The 16,650-nt window shown below is 59.8% G+C and carries 9 protein-coding genes; 7 read left to right on the forward strand and 2 right to left on the reverse strand.

Annotated features, from left to right (window positions below; all coding sequences use genetic code 11):
• Window position 1 precedes the first annotated feature (1 nt).
• Both ACVDG9_RS19830 and rfbA read left to right on the forward strand, forming a co-directional pair.
• Window positions 2–1,276 carry a glycosyltransferase gene (locus ACVDG9_RS19830; protein WP_447238771.1) on the forward strand — a complete coding sequence of 425 codons (1,275 nt, stop codon included), beginning with the start codon at window positions 2–4 and terminating at the stop codon, window positions 1,274–1,276.
• On the forward strand, window positions 1,273–2,181 hold the full coding sequence (gene rfbA / locus ACVDG9_RS19835; protein ID WP_447238772.1) for a glucose-1-phosphate thymidylyltransferase RfbA: 909 nt from the start codon (window positions 1,273–1,275) through the stop codon (window positions 2,179–2,181). The genes ACVDG9_RS19830 and rfbA overlap by 4 nt, the downstream gene beginning before the upstream one ends.
• A 6-nt stretch (window positions 2,182–2,187) precedes the next feature.
• On the opposite strand, the gene ACVDG9_RS19840 is transcribed toward rfbA, so the two are convergent.
• Complete coding sequence (locus tag ACVDG9_RS19840; protein ID WP_447238773.1) at window positions 2,188–3,957, reverse strand: ShlB/FhaC/HecB family hemolysin secretion/activation protein; 1,770 nt, start codon at window positions 3,955–3,957, stop codon at window positions 2,188–2,190.
• Between the two features lie 6 nt (window positions 3,958–3,963).
• Window positions 3,964–9,351, reverse strand: a complete 5,388-nt coding sequence (locus ACVDG9_RS19845) for a beta strand repeat-containing protein (protein WP_447238774.1) — start codon at window positions 9,349–9,351, stop codon at window positions 3,964–3,966.
• Between the two features lie 228 nt (window positions 9,352–9,579).
• On the opposite strand from ACVDG9_RS19845, the gene ACVDG9_RS19850 reads away from it, so the two are divergent.
• The 5 genes from ACVDG9_RS19850 to ACVDG9_RS19870 all read left to right on the forward strand — a co-directional run bounded on the left by ACVDG9_RS19850 (window position 9,580) and on the right by ACVDG9_RS19870 (window position 16,514).
• A complete protein-coding gene (locus ACVDG9_RS19850) occupies window positions 9,580–11,037 on the forward strand; it encodes a sensor histidine kinase (protein WP_447238775.1) in 1,458 nt (485 codons plus the stop codon).
• Window positions 11,034–11,729: a response regulator transcription factor gene (locus ACVDG9_RS19855; protein WP_152505720.1), complete on the forward strand. Its 696-nt coding sequence runs from the start codon at window positions 11,034–11,036 to the stop codon at window positions 11,727–11,729. The genes ACVDG9_RS19850 and ACVDG9_RS19855 overlap by 4 nt, the downstream gene beginning before the upstream one ends.
• Before the next feature lie 127 nt (window positions 11,730–11,856).
• Window positions 11,857–13,155: an ABC transporter substrate-binding protein gene (locus tag ACVDG9_RS19860; RefSeq protein WP_023003314.1), complete on the forward strand. Its 1,299-nt coding sequence runs from the start codon at window positions 11,857–11,859 to the stop codon at window positions 13,153–13,155.
• Entirely contained in the window at window positions 13,148–15,193 is a 2,046-nt protein-coding gene (locus tag ACVDG9_RS19865; RefSeq protein ID WP_447238776.1) for an ATP-binding protein, read from the forward strand. The genes ACVDG9_RS19860 and ACVDG9_RS19865 overlap by 8 nt, the downstream gene beginning before the upstream one ends.
• Window positions 15,177–16,514: a sigma-54-dependent transcriptional regulator gene (locus ACVDG9_RS19870; RefSeq protein ID WP_075282369.1), complete on the forward strand. Its 1,338-nt coding sequence runs from the start codon at window positions 15,177–15,179 to the stop codon at window positions 16,512–16,514. The genes ACVDG9_RS19865 and ACVDG9_RS19870 overlap by 17 nt, the downstream gene beginning before the upstream one ends.
• Window positions 16,515–16,650 lie beyond the last annotated feature (136 nt).

The following is a 16,650-nucleotide window of genomic DNA, read 5'->3' on the forward strand; positions in this document are numbered from 1 at the left end:
CATGCATATCGTGTTCGTGCACCGGCATGGGCCCGGGCAGTTCGTTCATCTTGCCCGACGTCTGATCGCCGATGGCTGGACTGCCACGCTCATATGCGAATCCCTGGACCGGCCGGTGCCGGGCCTGCGTGTGCTGCGCTATGCCGGTGACACCCGGCAGGCGGCCAGCGCAGGTGGACGGCCATCCGTTCCCTACATCGAGGCGGGCCGCAAGGTTGCCGATATCCTGCACAAGCTGGACCTGAACGGCCACAAGCCCGACATTGTTATGGGACATATCGGTTGGGGCGGCATGATGTTCGTCAAGGATGCCCTGCCGGATGTACCTGCCATCGGTTTCTGCGAATATTACTTCCAGCCGCAGGGCGGAGACGTCGGGTTTGCACCTTCCGACGAGATGTCGCTGCAGCAGCGCCAGACCATGAGGCTCCGCAACGCCATCCAGCTGTCCACTCTGGACCAGCTCGATGCCGGCATCAGCCCGACGGCCTGGCAGAAGAGCCGCTATCCCGCAGAATACCGGGCAAAGATCCTCGTGCAGCATGAAGGTATCGACACGACCCGGGCTCGCCCCGACGCGATGGCCGGATTTCGCCTGCCGGACGGCAGACACCTGACCGCGGGCGATCCGGTGGTCACCTTCGCGGCACGTGACCTGGAACCCTACCGCGGCTTTCCGCAATTCATGCAGGCGGCAGCACTGGTCGCCCGCGAAAATCCGGAAGCCAGGTTCGTTGTTGCCGGGGGCGACGGCGTCAGCTACGGACGCGCACCGTCTCGTGGCGACACATGGCGCAACCGGCTTCTTCAGGAAACCGACCTTCCACCTGATCGGATCCACTTTCTGGGACAGATCCCGCACAAGGATCTCCTGAGCCTGTTTCAGGTCTCTGCAGCCCATGTCTATCTGACCTACCCGTTCGTGCTGTCCTGGTCATTTCTCGAAGCCATGGCCTGCGAGGCACCTGTCATCGCGTCCAAAACCGCTCCGGTTCAGGAAGTCGTTCGAGACGGGGTCAACGGCAGGCTCGTCGATTTCTGGGATACGAAGGCAATCGCTACCGAAGTTTGTTCGGCGTTGCAGTCTCCGGCAGACCGGCAAGCCATGCGCCGGGCGGCACGCCGGACCGTTGTAGCCAGATACGAGTTGTCAGCCTGCGTCCTGCGCCTGCAGGCGCTCTTGAGCAAGCTGCCGAACCGTTCGGCGCAACGGCAGCCCCGCCTTGGACCAGTCGCCGGAAGGCGCAACGTGGTGACGGAGTGGAACCGGGTATGAAGGGAATTGTTCTTGCCGGCGGCGCCGGGTCCCGCCTTTATCCCATGACGCTGGCAAGCTCGAAGCAGCTTCTGCCCGTCTACGACAAACCGATGATCTACTACCCGCTGACCACGCTTATGCTCGCCGGCATTCGAGACATTCTGATCATCTGCACACCGCGGGACCTGAGCGCGTTCCAGCGCGTCCTCGGCAAGGGAAACCGCTGGGGCCTGAACCTGTCCTACGCTATCCAGAAGCACCCTGCAGGCATCGCCCAGGCATTCCTGATCGCGGAAGACTTTCTGGGCGGGGAACCGTCGGCCCTCATTCTGGGTGACAACATTTTCCATGGCACCGGCCTGTCGGAAAAAATGCTGGCGGCCCGGCGAAACGAGACCGGCGCAACCATATTCGCCTATCAGGTTCATGATCCCGAACGATACGGCGTTGTCGGCTTCGACAGCGCTGGCAAGGCTGCCTCAATCGTTGAAAAACCGGTTGCCCCGCAATCGGACTGGGCGGTGACCGGCCTCTATTTCTACGATGCCAGGGTTGTCGACATCGCCCGGACCCTCACCCCATCCGCCCGCGGCGAACTTGAAATCACCGACATCAACAGGGCCTATCTGGAAAGCGGTGACCTCAGCGTCCAGATGCTGGGCCGGGGTTATGCCTGGCTGGATGCGGGAACGCCGGAATCGCTCCTGGAAGCAGCCTGCTTCATCCAGACTCTGGAATCCCGCCAACGCCTGAAGATTGCCTGTCCTGAAGAGGTCGCATTCTACCAGGGCTGGATCTCAAGAGGTGATCTCGAAGCCCTGGCGAGCGAGATTTCAGGCACGACCTACGGCCGTTACCTGAACTGGATCGCCAGGGAAGCGGCAAAAGCACAATATGAACCGGCAAGCGCCCTGGCCTCGTGAGAAGCGTCAGAAGCGCGCCGTGATCGAGGCCTGCAGATTGAGGTCCCCGGCTTCCGTTTCTCCTGCGTCCTGCAGGGCAACGCCCGCGATCAGGTTTGCCGTCAGATTGTCTCCAAGAGAATAGTCGAAGCCGGCGCCAACACCGGACAGCGTCGCATTGTCGTCTGTGGCGTGATCGATCCCGAAGCCGATATCGGCAAACAGATAGGCCGACAGACTGTCGTTTGTCAGTGATTGCGGCCAGCTTTCAGGCAAGTTGCCGGCAAGCGGCGAGAAGGACGGCAGACGCAATTCGTTCCGCCAGATGACACCGCTGTCCACGCTGGCATCATCGTAGTTATAGCCACGCACTGCATACCGCCCACCAAGCGAGATCCGCTCCGTATCCGGCAGCACCTGCCCGGCGAGCGTGCCCGAGAGGGCGCTTACCCAGAAGAACCTGTTCGGAAGAGACGTTGTGCGGCTGATGTCTGCCGCAAGATACGCATAGTCGACCGACTGGACACGCCCGTTGGTAAAGGTTTGCCAGGTGGTTGCCGCATTTCCCTGAAGAACACCTCCCGGATTGGCCTTCACCCTGACATCCACTGCCGTGCGGCCAAGACGGTCATCGAACGAATTGCTCCAGCCAAGCACCATCTGGAACAGATCCGCGGCACCGTCGGCAACCGCGACGCCATTGAAGAAGGTTGTCCGCTCCAGACGTTTCAGCTCGACGCCCGTGTAGATATCCCCCCAATAGCGCCCCGGCAGGAGATTAGAGACGGCAGACCTGTAGATGATCGGCAATTCGTAGGTGGTGTTTTCAAAGTCGAAAAAACGGTTCGGCGTCTCGCGCGACGCAACCAATGCCGGTGCGATTTCAAGACTTTGCCGGGCCCACGTCGGAATGGTGAGCCTACCTGCATGGGACACATAGGAGGGGTAGTCGCCTTCACGCGGAATGACAATTCCCGGATCGCTCCAGAGGTCGTCACTGGCCGTCATCTGGTAGGAAAGCCAAGAGCCGCCCGAAAAGGGAAGACGCGCATTGCCACCCAGAAAATACCGGTCGCGCCCTGTGTCCTGCGATCCGGAATTGGACCACCCTGCAAACACCTGCCAGGGCCTGCCTTCATCGATCGTGACTTCGAGGTCGCTGAGCGCAGCATCCTCGCCCGGGCGAAAGACCCCACCCGCCCGCCTGTAGGGGGAGCGGTTCAACCAGCCGAGATCCTCTTCCAGTGCGCGCGCATCAATGCGCCCACCGGGGTTGATCCGCAGCCTTGCGCGGATCTCCTCGGCGTCGCGCTCGTCGAGCCCCTGAACCGTCACGTTGCCCGACTTGAACTCGATCACCCTGACCTGCAGCACCCCGCCGGTTATTTCCTGCGGTGGCAGGGTAACGGATACGAACGGATAGCCGGCATCCTTGTAAACGCGGGCTATGGCAGCCTGGATTTCCCCCGCAAGGGCGAGGGAAAGCGGCTTGCCGAGATACTCCGACAGCACGGCATCCAGTGCGGCCTGATCGAAAGCAGCCGCCGGACCGCCGATGCCCTTTGGAGCTCGGCCTGCCACATCGTCGGACTGACCGATCAGATAAACGCCGGCCAGGTCAACGCCGAGTGGTGACCTGTCGGTGGCACCGAAGTCCTGGGGGGCGACGTCCAGCGAGACCGGCTCTCCGGGTTCGGCAGCAGGCAGGTTTCTCTCAAGAGCTTGCTGGGCGAATGAACCTTCGGAAACGAGCGCAAGACCGGCCACCAGGGCCGCAGTTATCGTATGTCTTGTCATGCCGGACTACTCTGCCGCCGCACTGAGCCAGCGACCGAACGAGCGGTTGCAGGGGTGAACGGCACCTTCGCCGCCGACGACGCCCGGCTCGCAGGCAGAGGGGTTGTCTTCAAGTGCCTCGTCGGCATCCGGGTTCTGCAACCGGTTGCGCTCCAGCACCTGCTGGCGGGGATCGATGGAGGACTGTCCGCTGCCGGAAGAACCAGACGTTTCGGAAGGACTTGTGATCGTCAACGTGCCATCGACGCTGACAATGTCGTAGCCGAACTGATGCGAATAGAAGCTGTTCCCAATGGCATAACTTCCGGCCGCGGTTGCCGTGACGGCGGCACCGCCATCGAAACTTCCGAGGAGACTCGCTCCGGCAGACGACAAGGCATAGGTGAACCCGCCGGAATAGACCGTTCCGTCATATACTTTCGACTTGTCGTCACCCGTCACCGTAATTGCGGTCAGGAAACCTCGCAGGAGCGGGGTCGTCTGCCCCTCGTAGATGCGCCAGGTGTTCGCCGTGCCGCCCTGGTCGTCAATTCCAAAACCGGCTGAAACGAACGTGTCGAGCTGCTGCATGGCACTGCCGGTCACACCGGAAACATTGGTGACCGAACCGCCAAGCTGATTGCCGACTGCATTGTTCAGCCCGGTAGTCTGTGTATCCCAGACACTGTTGGTGAGCGTGATCGTACCTGCGTCCATTGTGCCGACCAGGCCGCCGCCGTTCAAACTCGCGGAGACGGCACCGGTTGCGTAGGAACGGGTAACGGACGACCCGTCAAGCATCCGCCCGACAAGGCCGCCGATCTCATTGGTACCAGAAACGTCCCCGGTGGCGTAGCTGTCGGAAATGCTGCTGACCGTCAGGCCAACGAGCCCGCCTGCCGTGCTGCCGGTGTGGATCACGTCGCCAGTCGCAAAGGACCGTGTGATAGGCGCTCCGAGGGAGTGGGCAACCAGCCCACCGAGACGCGACGCGATGCTGTCGGAACTTTGCACCGTTCCGGTCGCATAGGAGAGATCGACCGAACCCGAACCAATGTAGCCGATGAGACCGCCTGCGCCATATGGTGTGGTGGTACCACCCGTGTTATCGGCAAGGAGCGTGACAGTTCCGCTGGCATGAGATCTGGAAACGTCAACATTCGACGCCCGGCCCATCAGTCCACCGATGTCATAACGGCCACTGACGTTGCCGGAAGCGGACGAACGGGTAACCTGCGATGCATCAGAAGTCTGGCCGTCACCGATAAGGCCACCGGCAGCATAGGCCGTGGTGGTGACATCCGCCGAGGAATGTGTGTCGGTAACGGAATACTCCGACGCCATTCGTCCGGCAACGCCGCCGACATTACCTGCACCTGTCACCGTGCCGCCAACCAAAACATCCGATACCGAGACCTTGCCACCAACGGCATTGCCGATCAGCCCGCCAACACCGATCCCTCCCGCGATGTTGACGTTCGTCAGTTTTAGATCATGAATGGAGATATCCTGACCATCGGCTCTAACGACGCCAAACAACCCGATCGTGTTGAAGTTACCTGTCGAGGTCAGGCCGTCGATCGTATAGCCGCCACCGTCGAAATTGCCACGAAGGCTTGTCGACGCAAAGCCGGAACCACCGTTCCATGCCGCTGTTCCCGAAGCGTCGATATCCCGGGTCAGCACATAGTTTACCGGCGTGGTTCCGGAACCCGACTGTATGCCCTGAAGACTGTAGACATCGAAGATCTGGTACGGGTTGGCCTGCGATCCATCACCACCAAGCGCACGCACAAAATGACCGCCCTGGATATCGAAGTCCCGGGCATAAAAGTCCGGCAAACTGCTGCCGACCTGCAGCCAGGCGGTATCGGACTCGAAATCGTCGACATGGATATCACCCGTCGCCGTTGAAGTGACATTCGTGGCGCTGCTCGTCTGGTCCACACGCAGCTTGCCGTTCGCCGCGGTGACGGAGCCGTTGATCTTGATGGAGGCGTTGCTGGCGTCGACGTAGAGAGAAAGCTGGTTGCTGTTAGACCACGCGACATCGCCGTTCACTGTCAGGTCACCGTCATGGGCCCACAGGATGGCGTTGCTGTCGCCGACCGAAAATGTGCCATTCGTTGCAACAGTCAGGTTGCCACCGGCGTAAAGATTGTTGTCGAGATTGAAGTTGGACGTCGCATTCAAATTGAAGTCGAGACTGTTGCCATTCTGGTCGGTTCGCACAACCGCCGACGTGATGCGCAGGAAGTTGAGATCGGTGTCGCTGAACGCGCCGATGGTCGTGTCCAGAGCGGTGACCACGTCCGTCGTGGCCGCTGCACCGGTATTGACGTTGAAGGCATTGCCCCAGATATCGGCTCCGGAGACGCCGGTCGACGTTACTGTGTCGGCGAAAGTCGCCGCTTTGGTGCTTTCACCGTCCAGATAGGCCAGTGCCCCGGCGGAATTGAGCGACCCGGCCGTGGTCAGGATGTAATAATACCCGTTTGCCCCGGTCACAGCACTGCCGACAAGATTGCCGCCGGAAAGCGCGCTGACATTTGCTCCGGATTGGGCTGTCGTGCCCGCGTCACTGTAGGCCATGCCTGAGACCGCCTCGGGTGTGGCGGCATACTCCCACTTGAAATAAGGGAAAAGTCCGCTGCCAGTGCCCCAGATGCTGCTGTCCAGGGTAAAGCTGCCCAGGGTCAGGGATCCCTGCATCTGAGAAGTGGTCAGGCCGCTCGTGTTGGTCACGGTAGCGGTATAGGGAGCCGAGTAACCGATCACCTCGGTTTGTCCGGTCGTTTCAGTATCCCAGGCCGAGTCGGTTATTGAAACGCTTGAGTCGGAGACTTCAGCGACCAATGCGGCTGCATACCCTTCAGCCTCTACGAGACCCGTAACAAAGGAGTTCTCAATGACCGTGTTCCTGTCGGCCGTACCGATGAGCCCTCCAGCCGCGGCGCCGTTTGTACCGAGCACCTGACCGGCAAAATACGAGTTCGAGATCGTAAGGTCTTCCGCGTACCCAACCAGTCCACCAGCCTCCCGAAAGCTCCCTGACGAGGTGACTGTCGCCGTCGAATAGGAATTTTCGATCCTGTTGTCGTTGTCGTCTGTGGTGCCGACAAGACCACCGACCTGCCCTCCGGTTATCGATCCTGTCGAGCTGGAATTCGATATTATCAGCCCTTCACCCATAATTGCGATGAGGCCGCCGGTAGCACTGCCCCCATCCGTCGTCGTGACGGAAACATCGGCATGAACATTGGTCATGGTCGACTGGTCGATGTTGCCGTAATACCTGGCCACGACGCCTGCGCCCCAGGAATCCGACTGAACGGTTCCACTGACAGTCACATTCGACATGTTGTGACCGTGATAGTTCCCACCGCCTGTGTCGCCGACCAGAATTGCCGTCTGGCTGTCACCGGTAACAGACGCGTTCGTGAGCGAAATGTCCTTTATCTCCAGGTCACGTCCGGAAGTGAAATAGTTGTCTTGCCAATAGCTTATGAGTGCGACATTGCTTTCGGACGGCCGATTGATATAGAGGCCGTCTATCGTATGTCCCTTGCCATCCAGACTTCCGGAAAAGGAAACGGGGTCAAAGCCAGCACCGTTATTCCAAGATGATGTCGTCGACGCGTCGATATCGTTCGCAAGTTCATAGTAGAGACTGATATCGCCGGACCCGCCACCACGACTGTCATGGGTCGTTATCCCTTGCAGGCCGTAAACGTCAAATAGCGCATAGGGGTTGGAAAAAGTGCCATCGCCACCCTGCGCCCGGATGAAAGTGCCGAATCCAACACTCAGTGCGTTCGTGGCAAAGTCTGGCAGGCCCGCGCCGACCTGATCCCAGACACCCCTTGTGAGAGCGAAAATGTCGACATCGACCGCGCCGGCCGCTCCCGTCGAGATCGTGCCGACAGCAGCCGTGCCGCTGTTACCGTAAGCCAGCAGGGTCAGCCCACCGTTCTGGCCGTCGATGGCCGCATTGATCGCGATGTCGTTATAGGCGTTGAGCGTGAGTGTGTTTGTGCTCGTCCAGGTGATGCCGGAATTGATGGTGATGTTGCCGTCGCCCGCACTCTGGTTGCCCGGACCGCTTGCAGACGAGTTGGTGGTCTGCAGGCTGACGTTGTTGCTGGCGAGGTTGGAAGAGATCGTTGCAGCCGCCGCCGCATCGACCGTCAGGTCAACCGGGTCGATCAGCCAGAGACCGGTCTGACCGCCTTCAGACGAGGTATCGACCGTGATGCCGGCAAAATCGATCGTGTTTCGGGCAGACGTTTCGACAAAGCCGCCTTCACCGCCCACGCCACCCCTGGCGCCCAACGTTCCGGAAACACTTGCCGTGTCCTCGGCAAACACCACGATTTCACCACCCTTGACGCCGCTTTCTTCCGCCGAGGCGTCGAGCGTACCGGTGATCGTGATTTCTCCGCCCGTCACCGTGATGGCGCCACCCTCGGTCGCCGGCTTTGCACCCGGCACCGGAACGTTCTCCGCCAGTCTGCGCGACTTGAGCTTGCCGCGGACCTGGACCTTGCCCGTATTGCCCGCCGTCAGGAATATCCGGCCACTGGAAGTGCTGACACCGGTTGCCTTGACGACACCATCCGTGTTTCCAGCCAGCGCAAAGACATTGCCGCCATTCGCGCGGATTTCAGCGTTGGCCGCCGCGATGGTTCCGGAATTGAGTGCTTCGGTATCGGCTCCGCCAAGCTTGACCGACAACAGGCCGTCTGCATCGGCGACGTCTTTCATGAGGACTTCGTAGCCAGCGGCAAGGGCTGCGGTGCCGTTGGGCGCTTCAAGCGTGCCACGGTTTTCAACGCGGCGCGCAATCAGTGCAATGTCACCCTGCGCAGACCGGATAGTGCCCGCATTTACGACTTCGGCACCGCTCGTGCCGGAAAAGGTCAGGCCGCCGCCATTCAGAAAATCGCTGTCGGTAACGTCCTGCGTCGAAGCGACAAACGAACCACCTGTCGACACAAGCCCGCCACTGCCAACGGCAACACCGGCGGGATTGACGAGAAACACGCTGCCCGTCGCGCTGAGGTTGCCATCGATACGGCTCGGCACATTGCCCGTGACCCGATTGAGCGTGGCACCGGCGCCGTTGTCGAAATGAACCTGATTGCCGGAGCCGATGGAAAAGCTGCCCCAGTTCACGATACCGGCATCGCTTGATTGCTTCACATCAACCCGTGAACCACCTTGCGTAATGGTTCCGTTGCCATGCGTGAAACTGCCCCCTTGCGGCAGGGCATCGCCTGAAAAGGCTGCGGTGGGGACAAGGGCTGTCGTCAGCAGTAGAAATGCGGCAAGGGAGGCTGTCCGGTTTGAGCCGGAGGGAATGGCAGGCTCAACCGTTGCGCTTGAAACGCCGGTGTTTCGGGTCCTGGACGCCATTTGTATCATTACTCCCGCTGTTGCGTCGTCTTGTGCCCACGACGGTCAACATTGGTGTAAATACAGATGGCGAGTGATCGAATTCCACCTACCAATACTAATCAATTCTGACAGATTCTGACGAGACTTGCTTCCTTTGGGTGACACCTGCCTGAAATCGAAGCTGCCGCAATCAGGGCCTCGAAACTGTTACTTGAACAGGCAGGCCGCTTCCGTCATCACAAGCGCATGCTCGATCTCAAGACCATGTTGCTGCTGGAATTCGCGACAACCGCTTTCATGTCAGTTGCCTGGCTTCTCGTCTGGTTCGTCTGGCGCCAGATCTATGAACTGAAGGTCATCGCGGCCGGTTTCTTCGCCATTGCGATTGGATTGTTTCTCTATTTGCAGCGCGGTCCGGACCCATCGCTCATTCGCGTCGTAACGGACAACATGGTGATCAAGTTTGGCCTGGTCCTGTGGGCCGACGGCCTGGCGCGTTTCCTGGGACAACCCCGTTTTGTCGGTATCAGCGCGTTCTGTCTCGCGGCACAGCTCCTGTTCTGGATCTTCGCAGTTATCTACGATCCGACAGACCTCGGCCTGCGCATTCATGCCTCCACTGCCTTCACGGTGGTGATGATGGCACTGATGATCCGGACGCTTTACCGCGACCGCTCCCAACCCCCTTTCCTGCGCTGGATCATGATCTTCCTGCTTGGGGAATATTCCGCCGCAAGTCTGCTGCAGAGCGCACTCGTCTATATTCAGCCATCGACGGTCGCCAATCCGGTGATGACCAACATCAACACATGGTACTTCTTCCAGGGACACATCTTCATTGTCGGCTTTTTCTTCTGTCTGATCTTCATGGTGGGCATGCGCCTGTCCATGGATTTGCGCGACCGAAACGCTGCGCTTGCGCGCGAAGTAACATTGAGACGGCGTCTGGAGGGAGAACTGTCCGCCAGTCTGGAAGGGGAGAAGGCCGCCCGTCAGGACCAGCGCCAGTTGATGCGCATGGTCAGCCATGAGTTTCGCACCCCCCTGGCAGCAATCCGCTACGCTAGCGACATGCTCACCCTGATGCTGGAACGACCGCAGCAGGCTGTCGCCCAACGTCTGAAAAGCATCGACGAGGCCGTTTCCCGCATGACGATGCTGATCGATCGTTTTCTTGCAAGCGAGCGGCAGGATGAAGGTGTGCTGAAGATCGAGCAGGTGGATTTCCCGGCCCTTTATGAGGACGTTCAGCGGCACTTCGACCATGCCGGCCTTGGCGAACGCCTCAGACTTCATCCCGTTGCGCCGATGCCGGCATACCGGGGAGATACCGAGATGCTCCGCACGGTGATCGTCAATCTGGTCGACAACGCGCTCAAATACTCACCAAAGGACGCCGAGGTCGAGATCACGATAGGGGCCCACAACGGTGATATCGTTCTGGAAGTGAAGGACCGCGGGATCGGCATTCCGGATCGGGACCTGGCGCAGATCGGCAATCGTTTCTACAGGGCCTCGAACACTGGCGGAACCGGAGGCAGCGGGCTCGGCCTGCATTCTTGCCGGCAACTCGTCGGCTATCACCAGGGACATCTGGATTTGAGTGCAAGACAAGGCGGCGGCACGATTGCCAGAGTTTTCCTGCCGCTTCCCGGATTTGCGACAGCGGACTCTGAGACCATGCAGGAGGAGGAACCGGCATGAACAGGATTTTGATCGTGGAGGACGAAAGTGCTCTTCGCGCCGACCTGTTGGATTATATGCGTCTCAACGGCTTTCAGGTCAGCGGCGCGGGCGGCGCGGCCGAAATGTGGACCGCGCTGGATGATGCCGACCGACCGGATGTCGTGATCCTGGATGTCTCGCTGCCGGATGGAAACGGCTTCGACCTTGCAGGTGACCTGAGGGCGAAAATCAATTGCGGCATCATCATGCTGACTGCACACGGTGACAGCGAAAGCCGTGTCCGCGGGTTCGACAGCGGCGCGGACATCTATCTCGTCAAGCACACCAGCCTCAGGGAAATACTGGCTGCGGTGCAGAGCCTCATACGCAGACTGTCCGGTGCTTCATCAGAAGGCAACAGCACGGCAGAATGGGTGCTGGACAATGTCTCCTGGAAGCTTCTGCCGCCGGACGGCGACGCCATAAAGTTGACCGCAACCGAAAGGATCTTTCTGGAAGCCCTGGTCTCCAATTCCGGCGCTCCTTGCGCCCGGGACGATCTTTCCCGGCTTCTCTCCAATCGCCAGACCCAATTCGACAACCGGCATCTGGATGCCGTCGTCAGCCGCCTCAGGCGCAAGATCCAGGATCAGACCGGGGTGGAATCGCCCATCAAGTCTGTCTATGGCGTCGGGTATTCCTTCAGCGCCGCCTGCAAGATGGACAGCTAGCCCGGTTTGTCCCGCTCAGGTTGCCGAACACGCGGCGGAACCGGAAGGGTCTGGCACCATCGCCGTGCATATTTCCGTCGACGCTCGGAATTCTGATATAAGGTGCCTCCAAATGAGGCAATCCGGGATGTCAGGCGCAATCAGTTTTCAGAAAATATCCGTCATGCTGGCCGTCATTGCGATGTCCTGCCTGGCGACACTCCTGCTGTTGACTGCCGCAAACGCGCGGGATCTTCGTGTCCTGACGTCCTTTCCGGACTATTTCACAAAGCCCTTCGTCGATGCGTTTTCGAAGAAGTACCCGGCGATCAACGTTACCGTCCTGAACAAGAACACGGTCGCCTCGGTCGAGGAAATCCTGCTGGACAACCCGCGCGGCTTCGACCTGTTCTGGTCGTCATCGCCGGAGGCCTTTTCCCTTCTCGAGAAATTCGGCCGCCTGCGGGAACGCTCACAGGACAGCAGCCAGACCTTTGTCGATTTCGCCTATTCCGGTGTCGGCTGGTGCTGGATGGAAGACTTTGAAGGCAGGCCGCCCACAAGCTGGAACGATCTGCTGGACGCACGCTTTCAGGACAGGCTGGCCATGTCCCACCCTGCCCGGTCAGGGTCCACGCACATGCTGCTGGAAGTCATCCTTCAGGACCGCGGTTGGGATCGGGGCTGGCAGTATATCTTCGGCCTGTCCCAGAACCTCAAGACCATCACAGCCCGTAGTTTCAGTGTCATAGAGGGGCTCAAGCGCGGCCGCTTCGATGTTGGTCTGTCGATCGATTTTCTCGCGCTCACGGAAGCCGACGACGGCGTCCGCTTTCAATATGGTCAACCGGTCATGATGGCCCCTGCCCGGATTTCCGTTCTCAACCACGGTTCCGCCCATGAGGAGGCGGGCCTGTTCATCGATTTCATGTTGAGCAAACCGGCGCAGGAACTGCTGACACAGCCCGACATCCGCAGGATCCCGGTTGACACCACTGTTCGCGAACAATCCCTGAACCAGTTCCCCAGGGAAGTGCAGGCTGCGCTGAAATTCAGCTGGTCCACCTATGACCCCAATCTTGCCGAAACACGGTATCAGGCCGTCAACGACCTGTTCGACATCTTCATCACCAGAAATCTGGTTCAACGCAGAAACCTGTTGAGGCGCCTGGAAACGTTGAGCCGTCAGGCGCCTCCCGAACTCGTTCCTTCGCTGATCAAGATTAAGAAGAAGCTCAATCAGCTTCCCGTGTCCGAGATCGATGCCGTACGCTCGGAACGCTACCGGGACGCACAGGAGGAAGGCGCGAACTCGCTTGTCGGAACGGGCGAGGAATGGAGCCTTGCCACCTGGCGCGTTGCCGCCAGGGAGCAACTGGCGGAAGTCGATGCCATGCTGACCGGGCTCGAGGCAAGCATCCGGAATGGTCTGGCTGTCAATGACTGAGACGGCAAACCGCGGGCGCGGCACGATATGGTTTCGATTGCTGCTGTCCATCCTCACGATTGCCGCGATCACCTGGATCATCCTGGCCATCGGCGTGGTCTTCTTCACTCAGGCACGCAGCGATTTTGGCGAGATCACCGAAAAGAGCATTCCGGAAATCGCCTTGGCATCCGAACTTTCCGAATATGCGACGCGCCTGGCCGTCATCGCGACCGAGATTGCCGCGCAGACCCGGGAACGCGAACCGGAAGCCATGCGCGAGGATGTGGAAGCCGCAAGCCAGGGCATCTCGGGCCTTCTGGAAACAAACATCCTGAGCGATACGAAAAACACCGCGAAGATAATCGAGGCGAAGGAAACCTTGAGCGACAAGCTCGGGTCCTTCCTGCAGGTCTCCCGGGATCTGCAGGCAATCAACAGGTCGCTGGAACACTACCAGGTGGAACTGCGCTGGCTGCAGATCGATATCCAGACCGAAGTCGCTGCCCGCATTCAGGACCTGTCCTTCAACATCGACAGCCTGTCGTCCGAAATGGTCCGCTCGCAGTCGCGCACCGACCGGGTAGCGGCTGCCGCGATCATCCGGCAGGAAACCCTGCTTCGCGAACAGATGCAGACAATCGGGTCAAGCACGGCGACGGCGATTACCTTCCTGCTCCAGGCACTTTACGTCGACACGGCGGAAAAACTCGCGCAGCTTGAAGATCTGAATTTCGACGCGCTTGAAAACCTCCAGGGCATGCTGGCGGAGGTCCCGCAAAAGGCCGACACCGAAACGCTGGTGTCTTCGCTGGAGCGGCTGCAAGCCTTCGCCTATGACGAAACGGGTGTCTTTGCAGGATCGCGTGACCGGATCGAGCTGCAGCAACAGGCACTTGGCGACCTCAGCACAGCACAGGCCGCCGTCGCAGATCTTCAGGCAGCCCTGGTCGAGTTGGGCAGGGAACGCCGTCTTGCCGCCCTCACCTTCACCAATCAGGCAGCCGAACGGCTGCGCATTGCCTCTCTGCTGCTGGCCGTCGCAACTGTCATCTGCGGCGTCATCTGCGCCGGCATTCTGCTGTTTTATGTCCGCAATCAGATCGTTGCCCGACTGCACCGGCTGGCAGAAGCCCTGATCGAGATCGCTCAGGGCAATCTCTCTACGCCGATCCCCACACGCGGCAACGACGAAATCGCCCGCATGGGGGCAGCAACGGAGATCTTCAGATCCTCCGTGGTTGAACTGAACAGAACCCACGAAAACCTGCAAAAGGAAATCGTGGAGCGCAAACGCGCCTTCGACCAGTTGAAGCAGACCCAGCGCGAACTTGTTCAGGCCGGCAAGCTGGCGGCTCTCGGCCAGATGTCTGCTGGTATCAGTCACGAACTGAACCAGCCGCTCGCGGCCATGAAGCATCACCTGCACAACCTTCGACTGCTGCTTGCCAAGGGCAAGAGCGAAGCGGTCGAAGCCAAGGTCGACGTCGTTGAAAACCTTGCCGAGCGGATGTCGCGCGTCATCAAGCACCTGAACGGCATAGCCCGCCGTTCGGACTACGCGGTCAAGGACCTGACGCTGGAACAGGCCCTGGAACCTGTCGTATCGCTGTTCGAGCGGCGCCTGGAGGAAAGCAGCGTCGCGCTCAATGTCTCCGACGCTGCCGGCAAGCTAACCCTCCGCGCGGATCCCGTGTTGCTGGAACAGGTCCTGATCAACGTCATCGGCAACTCGGTCGACGCCATCGATATGAAAGCGGCAGGCGGCGGTGAAATCCGCGTCGAGGCAGAGCAAACCGGCGGTGACGCGACCATCCTGATCGCCGACAACGGCATCGGCCTTCAGGGGCAATCGGCAACGCAGCTGACCGACCCGTTCGTGACCACCAAGGAAGTCGGCAAGGGTCTCGGTCTTGGATTGACCATCTCCTTCAACATCATGCAGGACATGGACGGGCATCTGGAACTTGCGGAAAACGACCAGGGTGGCGTAACCGTTCAGCTGAGGCTGCCATGCGCGGCACAGAACAAGGTGGGGCAGCTTGAGCACTCGGTTTGAAACGGGCGAAATCGTTCTGGTCGACGATGATGCGGATCTGCTGGAAGCAATGCAGGAAACGCTCGAGCTCGCCGGGTTCAGCGTGCGTTGCTACGCCAACGCCAATGTGATTGCCGAGCAGATCCAGCCCAACTGGAACGGCATCGTCATCAGCGATATTCGCATGCCCGGCAGAACCGGCATGGAGTTTCTGCGCCTGATCCAGGAAAATGCCCCCCAGGTCCCCTTCATCGTCATTACGGCACACGGCGACGTAAAGACCGCGATCCAGGCGATGAAGCACAACGCCTATGACTTCATCGAGAAATCCACCGAACCGCAACACCTGATCGACACGGCCCGCCGGGCACTTGAAAAGCGCAGGCTGCAACTCGAAAACCTGGCGCTGCGGCGCAAGGTTCAGCGCATCCGCGATCCTCAGGGTGAGTTAATCGGCAGTTCGCAGGTCATGGCTGACCTGCGGTCGACGATTTCGCGCATCGGCCCGCTGAATGTCGATGTGCTTCTGCACGGCGAAACCGGCACCGGCAAGGACCTGACCGCACGCTGTCTGCATCAACTGTCCCCGCGCGCGCCGGGACCGCTTGTGACGATCAACTGCGGTGCCGTCACGGAGATGGACATCGACCGCGAACTGTTCGGCTTCGAAACCGAAAACGGCTCCTTCCCGGGGCGGATCGAACGGGCGCAGGGCGGAACACTCTATCTGGACGAACTTGATTCCATGCCCAATGCGCTGCAGACGCGGTTTCTGCGTGTACTGGAAGAGCGCAAGATCACAAGGCTGGGCGGCAGCGATGCCGTCCCGGTCGACATCCGCGTCATCGCCGGCGTGAAGACCAATCCTGCCGCCCTCGTTCACGATGGCCGCCTGCGGGGCGATCTCTATCACCGGATGAATGTGGCAACCCTGTCCCTCCCGCCGGTGCGTGAACGCGGCGGGGATGTCATCGAACTGATGGAACACCTTCTGGATCAGGCCTCGGAAAACCACGGCCTGCCGCTTCCGAAACTGTCGCAGCGCCAGAAAAAGCAGTTCCTCACCTATGACTGGCCCGGCAATGTTCGCGAAATTCGCAACATCGCTGCACGGCTTGTCATCGGCCTGGAGGCTGACCTGCAGATAGGCAGCGGCCAACCAATTGAGGTCTCCACAGGCTATGAGGCAGCCATGACCGCCTTCGAAACCGAGCTCTTGCAGAACGCTCTGCTACAGACCGGTGGCCGCAAGGCAGAAGCCGCCGAACTGCTCGGTATCCCGCGCAAGAGACTTTACCTGCGCCTGAAAAGCTGCGGCCTTGCGGAGGAAGACGGGTCATGATCGACACGTTGAACGTGTCAATTTTGACACAAAAATACCAATAAATTCAATAATTTGACTCGAAAATTTCGCCAGTGATAGCGTTTCTTCGCTGAACGAACAAGGGGCTGGATCACCCCCTTGCGTCAGAATGGAG

Source organism: Roseibium sp. RP-7 (genome assembly GCF_053005225.1).